Source organism: Agrobacterium sp. P15N1-A (genome assembly GCF_044626815.1).
In the GTDB taxonomy this organism is placed as follows: Bacteria; Pseudomonadota; Alphaproteobacteria; order Rhizobiales; family Rhizobiaceae; genus Agrobacterium; species Agrobacterium leguminum.
Genome location: NZ_JBIUPF010000003.1, coordinates 371,277 through 388,250, shown reverse-complemented (window position 1 = coordinate 388,250; position 16,974 = coordinate 371,277). Strand labels below are relative to the sequence as shown.

Genomic DNA, 16,974 nt, shown 5'->3' with positions numbered 1-16,974 from the left:
AAAAAATAGAATTTATGATCCAAATCCATGAAACGGGCATTCCATAATCGTCCGTCTCGTGACGAACGAAAATGAGCGGAGGAGGCTCATCGGAGCGGGATGGCGAAAGATGCGGGCGATCGTCGCCTGAATGCCGCTCCAGACATGTGAGGCAGACCGTACCGAGGTGCGGTGCTAAGGAGGAACCTTTTGAAAAAACTTGATCTCATCACGATCGGGCGCTCGTCTGTCGACCTGTATGGTTCACAGGTCGGCGGCCGTCTGGAGGACATGGCCTCCTTTGCCAAATATATCGGCGGCTCTCCCACCAACATCGCAGCCGGCGCCGCACGCCTCGGGCTCAACAGCGCCGTCATCACCCGTGTCGGCGATGAGCATATGGGCCGCTTCATCCGCGAACAGCTGGTACGCGAAGGCGTCGATGTGCGCGGCGTGAAGACGGACCCGGAGCGGCTGACCGCACTGGTGCTGCTCGGCATTCGTGACCAGAACCAGTTCCCGCTGATTTTCTATCGCGAAAACTGTGCCGACATGGCGCTCAGCGAAGACGACATCGATCCCGCCTTCATCGCCGAAGCCGGCTGCGTCTGCGCCACCGGCACGCATCTGTCGCATCCGAAGACGGAAGCGGCAGTGCTGAAGGCGCTGAAACTCGCCCGCGAAAATGGCGCGAAGACCGCGCTCGATATCGATTACCGGCCCAACCTCTGGGGTGTGGCCGGCCATGGCGATGGCGAGAGCCGTTTTGTCGAATCGCAGAAGGTCACCGCCAAGCTGCAATCCACCCTGCATCTGTTCGACCTGATCGTCGGCACGGAAGAGGAATTCCACATCGCCGGTGGCTCCACCGATACGCTGACCGCGTTGAAGGCCGTGCGCAAGGTTTCGAACGCGACGCTGGTGTGCAAGCGCGGGCCAATGGGTGCTTCGGTTTTCGCCGGCGATATTCCTGCCAGCCTCGACGATGGCGAGACGGGCGAAGGTTTCCCGATCGAGGTCTTCAACGTTCTGGGTGCGGGTGATGGATTCATGGCCGGGCTGTTCCGCGGCTGGCTGCGCGGCGAAGACTGGCCGACGACGCTGAAATACGCCAATGCCTGTGGCGCTTTCGCCGTCTCCCGCCACGGCTGCACGCCTGCCTATCCGAGCTGGGAAGAGCTGCAATATTTCTTCAAGGCCGGCATTCGCAACAAGGCGCTGCGCAAGGACGAGGCGCTGGAGCAGGTGCACTGGTCGACCAACCGCAAGGGCGACTGGGACACGATGCGCGTCTTCGCCTTCGACCATCGCATGCAGCTGGAAGCCATCGCCGACGAGCTTGGCGTGAAGCACGAGCAGATCGGCGCTTTCAAGAAACTCTGCCTTGAGGCTGCACAGCATGTTGCCGGCGACAGGCCGGGTTACGGCATTCTCTGCGATGGCCGTCTGGGACGTGACGCCCTGTTTGCCGCCAGCGGCTCGGGCCTCTGGATCGGTCGCCCGGTGGAATGGCCGGGTTCGCGCCCGCTGACGCTGGAACCCGATCTCGGCAAGGATTTCGGCGGTCTTTCCGAATGGCCGCTTGAAAATGTCGTCAAGGTTCTGTGTTTTTATCATCCCGACGATACGGATGAGATGCGCGCCACGCAGGAAGAGACCGTCATGCGTCTGTTCCAGGCGACACGCCGCAACCGGCTGGAAATGCTGCTGGAGGTCATTCCCTCCAAGGTCGGCCCAACCGACGATTTGACCGCCGCCCGCATCATCGAGCGCTTTTACGAGATCGGGGTCTATCCCGACTGGTGGAAGCTGGAGCCGATGAAGACCCGTGCTGCGTGGAAAAACGCCTGCGACGCGGTGCATCGCAACGATCCTTACGTGCGGGGCATCGTCGTTCTCGGTCTCGATGCACCGCAAAGCGAGTTGGAAGAGAGCTTCCGCCTTGCCGCCGGTTTCGATCTGGTCAAAGGTTTCGCCGTTGGCCGCACGATTTTCGCGGATGCCGCCCGCAGCTGGCTCGGTGGCAAGATGACCGATGAGGAAGCGGTCAGGGATATGGCGCAGCGCTATACCAGCCTGTGCCGCATTTGGGATGAGGCGCGCGCCAAAAAGGGAGAGGCAGCGTGAAGACAATCAGATTGACGGCTGCGCAGGCCATGGTTCGTTACCTGGCAGCGCAGATGAATGAACATGGCGAAACCTATATCGCCGGCATGTGGGCCATTTTCGGCCATGGCAATGTCGCCGGCATCGGCGAGGCGCTTTATGGCATCCGCGACGAACTGCCGACCTATCGCGGCCAGAACGAGCAATCCATGGCCCATGCGGCCATTGCCTATTCGAAGCAGCTGCGTCGCCGCCGCGCCATGGCGGTCACCTCCTCCATCGGCCCGGGTGCGGCAAACATGGTGACGGCGGCAGCGCTCGCGCATGTCAACCGCCTGCCGGTTCTGCTGATCCCCGGGGATGTCTTCGCCAATCGCGGCCCGGATCCCGTGCTGCAGCAGCTCGAGGATTTCGGCGACGGCACCATGACGGTGAATGACTGCTTCCGCCCGGTCAGCCGTTATTTCGACCGCATCATGCGGCCGGAACAATTGCTGACAGCGCTCCCCCGCGCCATGCGCACCATGACGGACCCGGCCGATTGCGGCCCGGTCACGCTCGCCTTCTGTCAGGATGTGCAGGCGGAAGCCTATGATTACCCTGTCAGCTTCTTCGAAAAGCGTGTCTGGCGCCAGCGCCGCCCGGAACCCGATATGGTAGAATTCGAAGAAGCCGTCGCCGCGCTTAAGGCGGCGAAGCACCCCATCATCGTTGCCGGCGGCGGCGTGCATTTTGCCGGCGCAACCGAAACCCTGAAACGTTTTGCCGAAACCCATTCCATTCCCGTCGTCGAAACGCAGGCCGGTAAATCGGCATTGGCGTGGGATCACGATCTCAATTTCGGTCCCGTCGGCGTCACCGGTGCTGAAAGCGCCAATATCATCAGCGAAAAGGCCGATCTGGTCTTCGGCGTCGGCACCCGTTTTCAGGATTTCACCACCGGCTCCTGGGCGCTGTTCAAGAACCCGAACCGCAAAATCCTGGCGCTTAACGTTCAGCCCTATGACAGCGCGAAGCACGATGCAATCAGCCTGACGGCGGATGCGAAGATCGGGCTTGAAAAACTCTCCGCAGCACTCGGCAGCCACCGTTTTGCGGCGCCGGATGCCGGTCTCAAGGCTGCATGGTTCGAAAAGGCCGATGCCGATACGGCAGCGCCGGGCGAGGACAATGCCAACAGCCTGCCGACAGACATGCAGGTCATCGGCGCGGTGCAGCGCCAGTCGCGCGACAATACCGTCGTGATGTGCGCGGCCGGCACCATGCCGGGCGAGCTTCACCAGCTGTGGAAATCCAGGCTGCCGCTCTCCTATCACATGGAATACGGCTTCTCCTGCATGGGTTATGAAGTGGCCGGCGGCCTCGGCATCAAGATGGCGGAACCGGACCGCGATGTGATCGTCATGGTCGGTGACGGCTCCTACATGATGATGAATTCCGAGCTTGCGACATCGGTTGCCATGGGCGTGAAGATCACGCTCGTCATCACCGACAACAGGGGTTACGGCTGCATCAACCGCCTGCAGATGGAAACCGGCGGCGCTGAGTTCAACAACCTCTACGCCCACACCAACGTCAACCCGATCGCCATCGATTTCGTGGCCCATGCGGGCTCGATGGGTGCGGACGCACGCAAGGTTTCCACCATAACCGAGCTGGAAGAGGCGCTTGCCGCGGCCCGTGCCTCCAGCCGCACCACCGTCATCGTCATCGATACCGATCCTTACCCGACGCCGCAGGCCGGCGGTCACTGGTGGGATGTCGCGGTGCCTGAAGTATCCGACCGCGCCGAAATCGGCCCGGCCCGCGCCCGTTATGAAAACCATGTCAAGGAAAGACAGTAAGATGATCCGTTACGGTACCAACCCGATTGCCTGGTCCAACGACGACGACCGCACGCTGGGCGCGCATATCAGCCTCGAACAATGCCTCGATGAGACCGCGAAGATCGGTTTCGACGGCATCGAGAAAGGCCACAAGTTCCCGACGGAGCCGGAAGGCCTGAAGGGCGTGCTTTCGCCGCGCGGCCTCTCTTTCGTCTCCGGCTGGCATTCGCTGAACCTTCTGACCGACGACATCGAATCCGAGAAGAAGGCCATGCAGCCGGCGCTCGATCTCCTGAAGGCCATGGGCTCGAAGGTCATCATCGTCTGCGAGACCTCCAACGCCATCCATGGCGATGACAACAAGGCGCTGGTCGACCGTCCGCGCCTTGCGGCCGAGGACTGGGCGAAATTCGGCGCGGGCGTCGAGGCGCTTGCCGCCTTTGCCGCAGAACAGGGTATCACCCTCGTTTATCACCACCACATGGGCACGGTGGTGGAGAGCGAAGAGGAAATCGATCTCCTGATGAAGCATACCGGCCCGAAGACGCATCTGCTGCTCGATACCGGCCATTGCCTGTTCGGCGGCGGTGATCCCGTGCGCGTCGCGCAGAAATATATGGGCCGCGTCGGCCATATCCATGCCAAGAACGTGCGCCCTGCCATTGCCGATCAGGTTCGGGGTGAGCGGCTCTCCTTCCTCGAAGGCGTTCGCCGTGGTGTGTTCACCGTTCCCGGCGACAGCGAAGGCGGCGTCAATTTCCCACCGGTTCTGAAAGTGGCGGCCGAGCATGGCTACAGCGGCTGGCTGGTAATCGAGGCCGAGCAGGACCCTGACGTGCGCAACCCGTTCGAATATCAGAGCCTTGGGCTGAAATCGCTGAAGGCTTTTGCGCGCGAGGCGGGGCTGGACAAGGCCGAGGCTGCTTGAGCTGAGCGGGTAGCGGGCGGCTATCCCGCCCGTCATACCGGCCTTGAGCCGGTATCCAGCCAGCCCAAGTCTCTGGCTGAAAAGAGTTGTCCCCGCCGCGCAGACGCGCGTCGGCCGGACCCCGGCTCAAGGCCGGGGTGACGAGACGACAAGAACCAACGAACGAATGACCAAAAAGGAACACCACCATGACCTCACTTCTGCGCAAGCCGGTCGCGACCAGCGGCAAGGTGCACGATATCACGCCCCAAAGCGCGGATTGGGGTTATGTCGGTTTCGGCCTCTACCGCCTGAAACCGGGTGAGACGGCGGCGGAAAACACCGGCGATACCGAAGTCATCCTCGTGCTGGTCGAAGGCAAGGCGACGATCTCCGCGGGGGGGAAGGATTTCGGTGAACTCGGCGACCGCATGAATGTGTTCGAACGCAAACCGCCGCATTGCGTCTACGTGCCCGCAGGCTCCGAATGGTCGCTGACCGCCACGACCGATTGCACCGTCGGCGTCTGCACCGCACCCGGCGAAAAAGGCAGCCGCGAGGCGCAGCAGATCGGCCCGAACGGCGTGCAGCTGACCGAACGCGGCAAGGGCGCCAATACGCGTTACATCTTCCCCATCGCCATGGAAGAGCGCGACGTGGCCGACAGCCTGCTGGTGACGGAAGTCTTCACGCCGTCGGGCAACTGGTCGTCCTATCCGCCGCACCGGCATGATGAGGATAACTATCCAGACATGACCTATCTGGAAGAGACCTATTATCATCGTCTCAACCCGGCGCAGGGTTTCGGTTTCCAGCGCGTCTTCACCGAAGACGGATCGCTGGATGAGACCATGGCGGTGTCGGACGGCGATGTCGTGCTGGTTCCCAAGGGCCACCACCCCTGCGGCGCGCCCTATGGTTATGAGATGTATTATCTGAACGTGATGGCGGGTCCGATGCGCAAATGGCGCTTCAAGAACCACCCGGATCACGACTGGATTTTCAAGCGGGATAATCCCTGAGACGCGCAACGTCCCTCATTCCTGTGCTTGTCACAGGAATCCAGCCGACATGCGTCTGCGCGGCGGGGAGAGTCTTCCCAGCCCAAGGACTTGGGCTGGCTGGATCCCTGTGACAAGCACAGGGATGAGGGCGGAGGGGTTTTGTTCCGCCTGCCACATTTCAATAAACGCTCAATATTCTAAAACTCTCGGGAGGAGAATAGCATGGCCGCTCTTGGCGTGGGCCTTATCGGCACCGGTTACATGGGCAAATGCCACGCGCTGGCGTGGAATAACGTCACCAGCGTCTTCGGCGATGTGGAACGCCCGCGCCTCGTGACGCTCGCGGAAGTAAACCCCGAGCTTGCCGCGAAGAAAGCGGCGGAGTTCGGTTTTGCCCACTCGACGGGCAACTGGCGCGACCTGCTGTCCAATCCCGAGATCGATGTCATCTCGGTCACCACGCCCAACGCCTTCCACCCGGAAATGGCCATTGCCGCCCTTGAGGCCGGCAAGCATGTCTGGTGCGAAAAGCCGATGGCACCCGCCTTTGCCGACGCGGTGAAGATGCGCGATGCGGCCCGCCGGTCCGGCAAGGCAGCGGCGATGGGGTATAATTACATTCAGAACCCCGTCATCCGCCACATGCGCCGTCTGATCGACGAAGGCGCGATTGGCAAAGTTTATCACGTCCGGGCCGAAATGGACGAGGACTTCATGGCGGATGCCACGCAGCCCTTCTACTGGAAGAGCGAGGCGTCTTCCGGTTACGGCGCGCTGGATGATTTCGCCGTGCACCCGCTGTCGCTGCTCTTCGCCCTTTTCGGCCATGCCGAAAGCGCCATCACCGACATGGTGAAGCCTTACGAAACCCGGCCGCTTGCCGGCGGTGGCGACCGCGCCGTCGAGACGCACGACCTCGCCAGCGTGCTGTTGAAGCTCGAAGGCGGCATTTCCGCTGTGCTCATCGCCAACCGTTCCGCCTGGGGCCGCAAGGGCCGCATCGCTATCCAGATTTATGGCTCCACCGGCTCGATCCTGTTCGATCAGGAACGGATGAACGAATTCCAGCTTTACACCACGGATGGACGCCCGGAAGAGCAGGGTTTCAGAACCATCCTTACCGCGCCGCACCACAAGCCCTATGACCGCTTCATCCCCGCCCCGGGCCACGGCCTCGGCTTCAACGACCTGAAGGTGATCGAATGCCGCGAACTGATCGCGGCGATCGAGGGGAAAAAGGCGCATATCATCGATTTCGAGGAAGGCCTGAAGATCGAGCGCAGCATTCACGCCATGGCCCGGTCATTTGCCGAAGGGCGTTGGGTGGGAAGCTCGGAGATTGCGGAATAGGGACGCGCATGAGGTGAGCGCAAAGCTTCACCTCTTTCGTCATGCTCGGGCCTGTCCCGAGCATCTGCAACATCTTGATTTTATTCGACGCGATTAGATCCTCGGCACAAGGCCGAGGATGACGACGAGAGAATGTGCACCCTTTACTACCGACTTCAAGGGGACTGCAGCCTGTCTGGAAATTTAAACCGGACAGCAGTGAGGCAAGCCCGAGGATGAGGCTGGAAAAGGATTACCCCTTGACCGGCGTCTCCGGAACCGGCGTCAGCACCTTTCCGTCCTTAAACCAGCCGAGAATATTGTCGGCCACCAGATCGGCCATGGCGTTGCGCGTCGGAACCGAGGCGGAGGCGACATGCGGCAGCAGGGAGACGTTCGGCAGCGACAGGAAGGCTTCCGGAACCTTCGGCTCGGCATAGAACACATCCAGACCGGCAGCACCCAAAGCGCCGCTCTTGAGCGTCTCAAGCAGTGCATCCTCATCGACGCTGGAACCGCGGCCGACATTGATGAAAACGCCCTGAGCCCCAAGCGCCGTCAGGATTTCCGCATTGATCGCCTTGTGCGTTTCCGGCGTGCCGGGCACGATGCAGATCAGTATATCGACCGCTTCCGCCATCTCCTTCAGCGAGCCGTAATAGGTGTAGGAGAGACCATCCCGCTTGCTGCGTGTGTGGTATCCGATCTCCACCTTGAAAGGCTCCAGCCGTTTGGCGATTTCCTGGCCGATGCGGCCCATGCCAAAGAGACCGACCTTGCGGCCGCGCAGCGAAAACGGCGACAGCGCGAACGGACCTTCGCCAACCCATTTGCCATCGCGCAACCAGGTCTCGGCCTGATAAAGACGGCGCACGGTGTTGATCAAAAGCGCAATCGTCGTATCGGCCACCTCGTCGTTCAGAACGTCAGGCGTATTGGTCACCACGATGCCGCGTGTGGCGGCATGTTTGGCATCGACGCCATCATAACCCACGCCGAAATTGGCGATGATCTCGAGCTTCGGCAGCGCATCGATCCATTTGGCGTTGACGACGCCGGAAATGGCAATGGCGTTAACACGCTCGGCCGCGCCCGCCGGCAGAACCGGCTCGGCACCGGCAGGCACGGCCACGATCTCAACCTTGCCTTCGAGGCGCTCGAGAACGCGCGGGTTTATCTTGCCGGGAACGAGAACGACGGCCTTTTTGTCAGACATGAGCGGATATTCCTCCTGATAACATTCCAATAGCCGGAGCGGGTTTCAGGCGAACCTTTCGCCATACCACTCCCCTGGGCGGCGATCCTTTCAAACAAAGGCGGCCGTGAAAAGGGCAATAAGGGGATGCTATGGGGGCAGACGGAAGTTTCATGTCGATTTTTTTAAGCGCCCCATCACCGTCATGCCGGACTTGATCCGGCATTCAGTCAGCCCAAGGACTTGGGCTGATAGAGTCTTTTCACCGCGTAGACACGCGGTGGCTGGATTCCGGCTCAAGGCCGGAATGACGGAAGAAGGAAACATCGCGAACAACCAGAAACATGCAGCCTGCCGCATCCATACTTCCGGGCGATGTACTCACACCCGCGGCCGCACCGGCCCGGTCGATTGCCGGATGCGCATTTCCGGCTTGATGAGGTGAATGCCATCAGGTTCATGGCTGCCCGCCAGCCTGTCCAGCAGCGCGCGCGCCGCCAGGCGCCCCACCTCCGCCTGACCGTTGGAAACCGTGGTCAGAGCCGGGGTAGCAATCGCCGCTTCCTCCAGATCGTCGTAGCCGGTGACGGAAATATCGACGCCCGGCACCAGACCGGCGCGGGAAATGCCGTTCATGAGACCGATGGCGACGAGATCGTTCCAGCAGACGGCGGCAGTCGGCTTCTGCGGCAGCGAGAGGAAATGCACGGCCGCCTCGAAACCGCCCTGCTTGGAACGGGGGCCGGGAATGCGCAGGTTCGGATCGACCTCGATGCCGGCCTTGCGCAGCGCATTGACGTAACCCTGGTAACGGTCGCGCCCCGTCGATGTCTGGTCGGTGCCACCAACCATGGCGATGGTGCGGTGGCCGAGGCTGATCAGGTGGTTGGTGGCCAGCGAAATGCCGTAGCTGTCATCGCCACGATAGGTCGGCATGTCGACGCCATCCATGGAACGGGCCACCAGAATTGCGGGCATGCCGTTCTCCTCGGCCAGCGTCATGTCCTCGATCGGCGTGCCGATGGCCGGCGACATGATGATGCCGTCGGAACCCAGCTGCAGCAGCGTTTCGATGAAGGTGCGCTGTTTTTCCACCGAATCGTAGTGGTTGGAAAGAATGAAGGTCTGGCGGCTTCGGTCCAGCTCGCTTTCGATGGCTTTCAGAATTTCCCCGTAAAACGGGTTCATCACATCGTGGAACACCACGCCGACAATGCCGGAGCGGGAGGTGCGCAGGCTGGCGGCGCGGCGGTTATAAATATAACCCAGCGCCCGCGCCTGTTCCTTGATCTTGTCCCGCGTATCGGCAGCGACCAGGGGGCTGTCGCGCAATGCAAGAGAAATGGTGGCGGTCGAAAGACCGAGGCTTTCGGCAATCGTGGACAGTTTGACCTTTTGGGCCACGGCATTCCTCCCCAAACGCGTGTCAATGACGGATAGCTCCGTTTAAATTGCAATTAAACAATTTAAACAAAATCCGCAACCCGTTTAAGGAATACCCACAAAACAGATGGTTCTTTTAAAAATTTCAGCAAAAATTATTGAAGATTGGCGTCAATCGCCTTCAAGAGTTTAACGATATTGCGCACATCCTTGGCCGAAAGCCCCTCGACGGCTCTTGCGCCGCAATTGTCGATGGAAACATTGATGTGTTCGACGCTTTTCAAACCCGCTTCCGTCAGCTTCACCAGCGTCACGCGGCCATCCTCGTCATCGCCGCTGCGCTCCACGAAGCCCTGCGCTTCCATGCGGCCGATGGTGCGCGTCATGGTGGGCGCCTTAACGCCGAGTTTCTGGGCGATCTGCCCCGGCGTCAGGCTGCCTTCCTGCGCCAGCGCCAGGATAACGCCGTCTTGGCCCGCATAAAGCCCGCTTTCGGCAAGGCTGTGGCTCAGCGCCGTGCGCATGGAACGGGCCGCCTGGGTGATGGATTGCGCCAGTTCCTCGGGGTTGAAATTCTCATCCCTCTTTTTGGCGTCCTTTACCTTCTTGCCGCCCTTTTCCTTCTTGGCGCTTTTGTCCTTATGCCCGGTTTTGTCCTTGCTCATATGCGAGTGCCTTTTACCCTGTGGCGGAACCGATATATGTTGCTGGAAATCCTTAACGAATGCACGCGCGGACTGCCAGATGCCAAACTCATACACGCATTATCACGACGAAAACGTAACAGACCCGCATCTTCGCGCAACAGGTGCAATTTCCGTGCTGCCGCTCGGCGCGCATGAACAGCATGGGCCGCACCTACCCTTCGAGACCGATACGCTGATTGCCGAAGGCATCGCCGCCCGTCTCGCCGCCGCCCTGCCCGCCCACCTGCCCGTTTCCTTCCTGCCGGTGGAACCGGTCGGATATTCCATCGAACACATGAATGTGCCGGGCACGAAGACCCTGCGTTACGATGAGGCCATCGAGCGCTGGCTCGGCATCGCCGAGGCGGAATATAACAAGGGCGTGCGCAAGTTCGTGATGCTGAACGCCCATGGCGGCAATTCACCGCTGATGACCATCGTTGCCACCGAGGCCCGCGCCCGTTTTGGCATGCTGGCGGTCGCCACAAGCTGGACCCGTTTCGGCGTACCGGCCGATATCGTGAAGCCGGAGGACAAGGCAGTCGACATTCATGGCGGCGATATCGAGACATCGGTCATGCTGGCGCTTCACCCCGAACGCGTGGCGATGCAGAAGGCCGCAAACTTTCCCTCCCGCCAGAGCGATTTCGCCAGCCGCTTCAAACACCTGCGCGCCTATGGCCCACATGCCTTCGGCTGGCTGATGAGCGATCTGAACCCCGACGGCGTTGCCGGAAACGCCGCCGCCGCCACCGCGGAAAAGGGCGAAAGGCTGATTTCCCATGCCGTAAAAGGCCTTGTCGAACTGCTTGAAGATATCCACGCTTTTGACATAACGTTATTTCATAACAAAATTTGAGTGACATGGCCGGATTCGGCCAAAATCTCTTTGAACTGCCAGGACGTCGCGCCTATATGGACGACGACACATCTTCCTGAGGCCTGACGGCCTCTCTCCACGCGGGGTTTTCCATGACCGAAACAGCTATAGCCAAGCCCATTCCAGTCACCGTCCTGACGGGATATCTCGGCGCCGGCAAAACGACGCTTCTCAACCGCATTCTCTCCGAGAACCACGGCAAGAAATACGCTGTCATCGTCAATGAATTCGGCGAGATCGGCATCGACAACGATCTGATCGTCGAGTCCGATGAAGAAATCTACGAAATGAACAATGGCTGCGTGTGCTGCACGGTGCGCGGCGACCTGATCCGCGTCGTGGAAGGCCTGATGCGCCGGCCCGGCCGTTTCGACGGCATCATCGTCGAGACGACAGGCCTTGCCGATCCCGTTCCCGTCGCCCAGACCTTCTTCATGGATGACGATGTGCGCGCCAAGACCGAGCTTGATGCCGTCGTTGCCCTCGTGGACGCCAAGCACCTGCCGCTGCGCCTGAAGGACAGCCGCGAGGCCGAAGACCAGATCGCCTTTGCCGATGTCGTCGTCGTCAACAAGACCGATCTTGTTTCGCCCGAGGAAGTCGCCCGCATCGAGGATATCGTGCGCGCCATCAATCCTTCCGCCCGCATCTACAAGACGACGCGTTCAGGCGTCGATCTTGCCCGGGTTCTCGATCAGGGCGCCTTCAATCTGGAACGCGCGCTCGAAAACGATCCGCATTTCCTCGAGCATGGCCATGAGGATCATGTCTGCGGCCCTGATTGCGACCACAATCACGATCACGGCCACCATCATCATGACCATGACCACGATCACGGGCATCATCATCACGATCATGACCATGGGCACGACCATGGCCACGATCACCACCACCATGGCGCGGTTTCGCCGATCCATGATGTGACGGTGCAATCGGTCTCGCTGCGCGGCGGCGAGATGAACCCCGAGCGGTTCTTCCCGTGGATCCAGAAGGTCACCCAGACCGACGGCCCGAACATCCTGCGCCTCAAGGGCATCATCGCCTTCAAGGGCGATGCGGAACGTTACGTGGTGCAGGGCGTGCACATGATCATCGAGGGCGACCACCAGCGCCCGTGGAAGGAAGACGAAAAACGCGAAAGCCGCCTCGTCTTCATCGGCCGCAAACTTGACCGCGAAAAGCTGGAAAATAGCTTCAACGCCTGCCTCGCGACGGCCTGATCCTCATCCCTCCGGCACCCCGGCCTTACGCCGGGGTATGACCGTTATCTTCCCTCATCTCTGTGCTTGTCACAGAGATCCAGCCAGCCCAAGTCTTTGGGCTGAAAGGACTCTCCCCGCCGCGCAGACGCGCGTCGGATGGATTCCTGTGACAAGCACAGGAATGAGGTTGAAGGGATGTAAAGCGGTTCCGCTTTTGCCGGAAATGCTTTAGAACCATGCCTGCCGCCGGGGTCGACATCGTCGCCCCATCCGACACAGATACGAAAGACCGATGCCCCATGCCGACTGTTGCCCCGCTTGATATCGAAGGCCACGTGGTCTCGACCCATTTTCTCGGCGACATTCCCCTGTTTGCCACCGCCGCCGGCACCATTCACCGGCTGGATGGCGGCGAGAAGGTGACTGAGGCGCATGACGGGCTTCTGACCTGCGTGCGCGATCCCTATAGCGCCACCCTGCTTTCCGGCGGCGAGGACGGACGTGTGCTGCGCATCGGCCATGACGGCAGCATCGGCGAAATCGCCAATGTGCCGCGCAAATGGGTGGGCGTTGTTGCCGGCGGGCCGCAGAAGGCTGTCGCTTATGGCGTCGGCAAATCCAGCTTCGTGCGGCTGTCGGACGGCACGATCAAGGAATTCAAGGAAGAGCGCACGGTGGAGGCCATCGCCTTCGCGCCCAAGGGCCTGCGCATTGCGGTGGCCCGTTATAACGGTGTAACGCTGCACTGGGTGGCGACCGCCGGCGATCCGGTCGATCTGGAATGGAAGGGCGCGCATACCGGCGTCACCTTCTCGCCCGATGGCAAGTTCCTCGTCACCACCATGCAGGAAAACGCCCTGCACGGCTGGAAGATGGAAGCCACCAAGGGCGGCATGGAAGCGCGCCACATGCGCATGACGGGTTATCCCGCCAAGGTCAAATCCGTATCCTGGTCGGCAAAGGGCAAATGGCTCGCTTCTTCCGGCGCGCCGGCCGCCATCGTCTGGCCGTTTGCCGGCAAGGACGGCCCGATGGGCAAGGCCCCGGAAGAACTCGGCAGCCGCGCCAACATCATGGTCACCAATGTCGCCTTCCACCCTGTGGAAGATGTGCTCGCCATCGGCTTCATCGACGGCATGATCCTCGGCGTGCGCCTTGCTGACGGCAAGGAAGCCCTGCTGCGCCGCCCCGGCAAGGGCGCCATCACCGGCATGGACTGGAGCGCCACCGGCAAGCTGCTCGCCTTTGCTTCGGAAGCGGGTGATTGCGGGATCATCGATATTTCGGCTTGAGGGATGGTCGCGGGCGTAACAGGCCGCTCCGCACTCCCCTCATTCCTGTGCTTGTCACAGGAATCCAGTCAGCCCAAGTCCTTGGGCTGGAAGGAGTCGTTTCGCCGCACAGACGCGCGTCGACTGGATTCCTGTGACATCCTCGGGCTTGTTCCGGGGAACAGGAATGAGGGTCGTCCGCTATGTCGCCGCCAGACAAGCCCTTGTGCAAGATTGCCGCCCCCCTGCAATACCCTACTCCCCCACCTGCCGCCGCGTCAGAAACAGGAGCAGCAAGGCCGCGCCCGCGCCAACCGAAGCGAGCCGGATCGAGACGCCGAAACTTGCATATTGCGACACGAACCCCATCAGCGGCACTGCAAAAAGCGCGGCAAGGAAGATGGAGTTCATGTAGAGCGCCGTCGCCCGGGCCGTGCGGCCGCGCGCAAATCCCTGCACGAAGGTAAGGCAAGTGCCGGCGCAAAGGCCGTAATAGGCGCCTTCCAGCGCCGCACCCGCGATCATGGCCGGCAATGTGGTGACGGAGGCTATGACGTTGAAGGCGACGATGGCCATCATCGCTGAAACGCCCAGAAGCAGGCGGGCGCTGAAGCGGCGCATCATTCGAGGCGCAAGCAGGATGAACAGAACCTCCATGGCGCATTTGACGCTGAGCGACAGGCCCGGCACGTAATCCGGCAGACCGACCTCCCGCACCAGAAACACCGGCAGGGCCGAGGCGCAGAGAGCGTGGGCAAAAGACATGCAGAAGCTGGCGGCCGCCGCCAGAAGCAGCGGCAGGTTGCGCCGTGTATCGTCGTCACCCGCCTGTCGCCGCTCCATTGGGCTGGTCTGGTCGCGCGGCACGACCGCAAGGGCAAGCCCGCCCCAGATGACCGCCATCAGCATGGCATTCACGAACACGGCCTTCGCGCCGGCAAGGTCGAAGATCAGATAGGCGGCGGCGGGAATCAGCATCCATGCCAGCGACACCATCGTCCGCAGGAAGGCATTATAGGCGGCCGTATCCAGCGCCTTCACCCGGCCATGATACCGGCCGTAACTGAAAATGAGCGTGCTGGCGGCATTGGAAAGCCCCATGCCGGTCGCCGTTATCGCCACCAGCAGCGCCAGATGCCCGAAACTCGCCGCAGCCGCCGCGACAAAAGCGCCGCACACGGAAAGTATCAACAGCGGCCTCACCCTTACCCCGGCATCGACGCGCTCGCCATAAACACGGCTGGCGGCAATCGAAGCCAGCGCCGCCGTCACGCTGTAAAAACCGACTGTTGCCGGCGGATGGCCAAGCACCTGGATGATATAGAAACCGATAAATGGCACGACGGCCGCATTGGTGCTGCCGGCAATAAAAACCAGCAGGGCGATCATATAGGCCTGACGATCGAAAGCGCCCGGCAAAGTGCTTTTCTGTAGCATGGGAATCGACTGAAGGCTGGGAGGCGGGACGGGATGACGGCGACCACAATCACACCAAAACGGCCAGCTGTTCAAGCCTGCCTTGAAAGGCAATGTGCGTTTTCGCCTTCGGCGGAACGTCCGCTGGATTGATGCAAGGATCGCCGCATCAGGCGCGCGGGGCGTCGCAACGCTGCGCCGCCCCTTTTCGAAAACGGAATAACCGTCAGAACTTTACGCCGAGGCCAACCTTGACGACGTGTTCGCTTACATCGCCGGTCGAGGTGATCGGACCGGTACGGTAGGTTTCCTTGCCGAAGTCGTTGTAACGATATTCGACGCGCCCAAACAGGTTGTTGGTGAAGGCATAATCGACACCCGCACCGACCGTCCAGCCGTGCAGAACCTTGCTGTCCTCACCGAACGGCGCTTTGACTTCGCTATCCGTCGCAGTGTAGCCGGCGGCGGTATAGATCAGCGCGCGGTCGATGGCGTAACCGGCGCGCAGGCGTGCGGAGCCGTTCAGGCCTGCGGAAACCTCGCTGGTGACAATGGTCTTGTCGCCCCAGGCGTAACCGAGATCGCCCTCGACGCCGAGAATGACGGAAGGGGCAACTTCAAAATTATAACCCGCGAAACCGGAAAAACGGCCGCCGTCAAATTCATGCTCCGTGGTGACGCCGAAAGTGGTCGACTTAACCCGGTTCCAGCCGTAACCCGCAGACGCACCGACATAAACACCATCCCAGGAAAAGGCAGGCGCAACGTCGTTGACGACCGGCGCGGACGGAATCTCGCTGACGGCATCGGCGGCAACGGCCACACCGGAGAAAACACCGAGCAGGCCGAGCGCGAGAAGTGATTGTTTCAACATGCGATAGCTCCTTGAAAATAACATCCCGTCACCTGCGGGCTGCGAGTATTTCGCGACCAGAAGCGCAGTGTCGTGACGGGGTTAACGCACCCGTAGATTGAAGAACATCGTGGTTAAAATCGCGTAAATAGCGCAGATAAAATAGCCGTCATGAAACGTATTTCGATTAATATCTGCAATATTTACCAAATATAAATTAGAATTAACGCGGATATTCACAAGTCGGCCGCCGCAACGTAAAAACGGCTCCAACCGCATCACAAAGACCACCACGAGTAGTGGCCATCCCGCACTTCTGTGCGCGTCGTTCACATCGGCGACGCGGACAAAAAAAGAGGGCCGCGAGGCCCTCTTCCAGTCATGCGATGCGCCGTTTGTTCTTGCCGGAAACGCCATGCGTCAAACACACGCAACTCGAGGGTCATTGCCGGCTTATGCGCTGCGCGCATCGTCTGCGTCGAAAATCCCTGATGATTTTCGAGCTGTTGCGTTGGAGCGGGATGGAGAAAAGCCCGATGGTTTCGCCATCCCGTTCCACGTTTCGGTTAGTGGCGGCGCTTTTTGCCGCCGTCATTCTTGTTGTCGATGACATCGACGGACGTCTTGTTGCCGTTCAGCACACCGTTCAGGATGCCGGTCTTGTTGCCATTCAGAATCCCGTTATTGGACAGGATGCCGCTGACACCGAGATCGATGCTCGGCGAGACGACGACAAGGGCGCCGCCCTTGTTGCTGTTGCCGGACAGGATGCCTCCCAGAAGACCGCCCGCATTGGCCTGACCAACGGAAGCGACAGTAAGAATAGCGGCTACACAAGCGAACTTTGCAATCATTTCTCTCTCCTCTTTTGTTTGATCACGCCATCTGGCGTAACTGAACTGTATATTTAGAGGATTCTAATTCAAGCAAAGGCTAA

14 protein-coding genes are annotated in these 16,974 nt (G+C 60.6%); 8 read left to right on the top strand and 6 right to left on the bottom strand.

The features are described 5' to 3' along the window. Nucleotides 1-189 precede the first annotated feature (189 nt). The 5 genes from iolC to ACIK7D_RS13635 all read left to right on the top strand — a co-directional run bounded on the left by iolC (nt 190) and on the right by ACIK7D_RS13635 (nt 7,172). Nucleotides 190-2,106 carry a 5-dehydro-2-deoxygluconokinase gene (iolC, locus tag ACIK7D_RS13655; protein WP_127758268.1) on the top strand — a complete coding sequence of 639 codons (1,917 nt, stop codon included), beginning with the start codon at nt 190-192 and terminating at the stop codon, nt 2,104-2,106. Beyond that, nucleotides 2,103-3,929 (top strand): 3D-(3,5/4)-trihydroxycyclohexane-1,2-dione acylhydrolase (decyclizing), encoded by a 1,827-nt coding sequence (gene iolD / locus ACIK7D_RS13650; RefSeq protein ID WP_127758269.1) that lies wholly within the window; start codon nt 2,103-2,105, stop codon nt 3,927-3,929. The genes iolC and iolD overlap by 4 nt, the downstream gene beginning before the upstream one ends. A gap of 1 nt (nt 3,930) precedes the next feature. Next, a complete protein-coding gene (iolE, locus tag ACIK7D_RS13645; protein WP_127758270.1) occupies nt 3,931-4,839 on the top strand; it encodes a myo-inosose-2 dehydratase in 909 nt (302 codons plus the stop codon). Nucleotides 4,840-5,027: 188 nt separating this feature from the next. Beyond that, nucleotides 5,028-5,840 carry a 5-deoxy-glucuronate isomerase gene (iolB, locus tag ACIK7D_RS13640; protein WP_003519834.1) on the top strand — a complete coding sequence of 271 codons (813 nt, stop codon included), beginning with the start codon at nt 5,028-5,030 and terminating at the stop codon, nt 5,838-5,840. 204 nt (nt 5,841-6,044) lie between these two features. Next, on the top strand, nt 6,045-7,172 hold the full coding sequence (locus tag ACIK7D_RS13635; RefSeq protein WP_127755877.1) for a Gfo/Idh/MocA family protein: 1,128 nt from the start codon (nt 6,045-6,047) through the stop codon (nt 7,170-7,172). A 232-nt stretch (nt 7,173-7,404) separates the two neighbouring features. Here ACIK7D_RS13635 and ACIK7D_RS13630 read toward each other — a convergent pair whose 3' ends face one another. The 3 genes from ACIK7D_RS13630 to ACIK7D_RS13620 form a co-directional block, all read right to left on the bottom strand. Continuing rightward, on the bottom strand, nt 7,405-8,367 hold the full coding sequence (locus ACIK7D_RS13630) for a 2-hydroxyacid dehydrogenase (protein ID WP_127755876.1): 963 nt from the start codon (nt 8,365-8,367) through the stop codon (nt 7,405-7,407). A gap of 360 nt (nt 8,368-8,727) precedes the next feature. Further along, a complete protein-coding gene (locus ACIK7D_RS13625) occupies nt 8,728-9,750 on the bottom strand; it encodes a LacI family DNA-binding transcriptional regulator (RefSeq protein WP_003505469.1) in 1,023 nt (340 codons plus the stop codon). Nucleotides 9,751-9,884: 134 nt separating this feature from the next. Beyond that, nucleotides 9,885-10,394, bottom strand: coding sequence for a MarR family winged helix-turn-helix transcriptional regulator (locus ACIK7D_RS13620; RefSeq protein WP_400156556.1), 510 nt, complete (start codon nt 10,392-10,394; stop codon nt 9,885-9,887). Nucleotides 10,395-10,473: 79 nt separating this feature from the next. Between ACIK7D_RS13620 and ACIK7D_RS13615 the strand changes: the two genes are divergently transcribed. The 3 genes from ACIK7D_RS13615 (at nt 10,474) to ACIK7D_RS13605 (ending at nt 13,789) form a co-directional block, all read left to right on the top strand. Next, complete coding sequence (locus ACIK7D_RS13615; protein ID WP_127755875.1) at nt 10,474-11,274, top strand: creatininase family protein; 801 nt, start codon at nt 10,474-10,476, stop codon at nt 11,272-11,274. A 113-nt stretch (nt 11,275-11,387) separates the two neighbouring features. Next, complete coding sequence (locus ACIK7D_RS13610) at nt 11,388-12,515, top strand: GTP-binding protein (protein WP_127755874.1); 1,128 nt, start codon at nt 11,388-11,390, stop codon at nt 12,513-12,515. Between the two features lie 281 nt (nt 12,516-12,796). Continuing rightward, entirely contained in the window at nt 12,797-13,789 is a 993-nt protein-coding gene (locus tag ACIK7D_RS13605; protein ID WP_127755873.1) for a WD40 repeat domain-containing protein, read from the top strand. Nucleotides 13,790-14,023: 234 nt separating this feature from the next. Here ACIK7D_RS13605 and ACIK7D_RS13600 read toward each other — a convergent pair whose 3' ends face one another. The 3 genes from ACIK7D_RS13600 to ACIK7D_RS13590 all read right to left on the bottom strand — a co-directional run bounded on the left by ACIK7D_RS13600 (nt 14,024) and on the right by ACIK7D_RS13590 (nt 16,891). After that, a complete protein-coding gene (locus ACIK7D_RS13600) occupies nt 14,024-15,205 on the bottom strand; it encodes an MFS transporter (protein ID WP_127755872.1) in 1,182 nt (393 codons plus the stop codon). 205 nt (nt 15,206-15,410) lie between these two features. Further along, nucleotides 15,411-16,058, bottom strand: a complete 648-nt coding sequence (locus ACIK7D_RS13595) for an outer membrane protein (protein WP_127755871.1) — start codon at nt 16,056-16,058, stop codon at nt 15,411-15,413. 545 nt (nt 16,059-16,603) lie between these two features. Then, nucleotides 16,604-16,891: a hypothetical protein gene (locus ACIK7D_RS13590; protein ID WP_004433441.1), complete on the bottom strand. Its 288-nt coding sequence runs from the start codon at nt 16,889-16,891 to the stop codon at nt 16,604-16,606. Nucleotides 16,892-16,974: the final 83 nt, after the last annotated feature.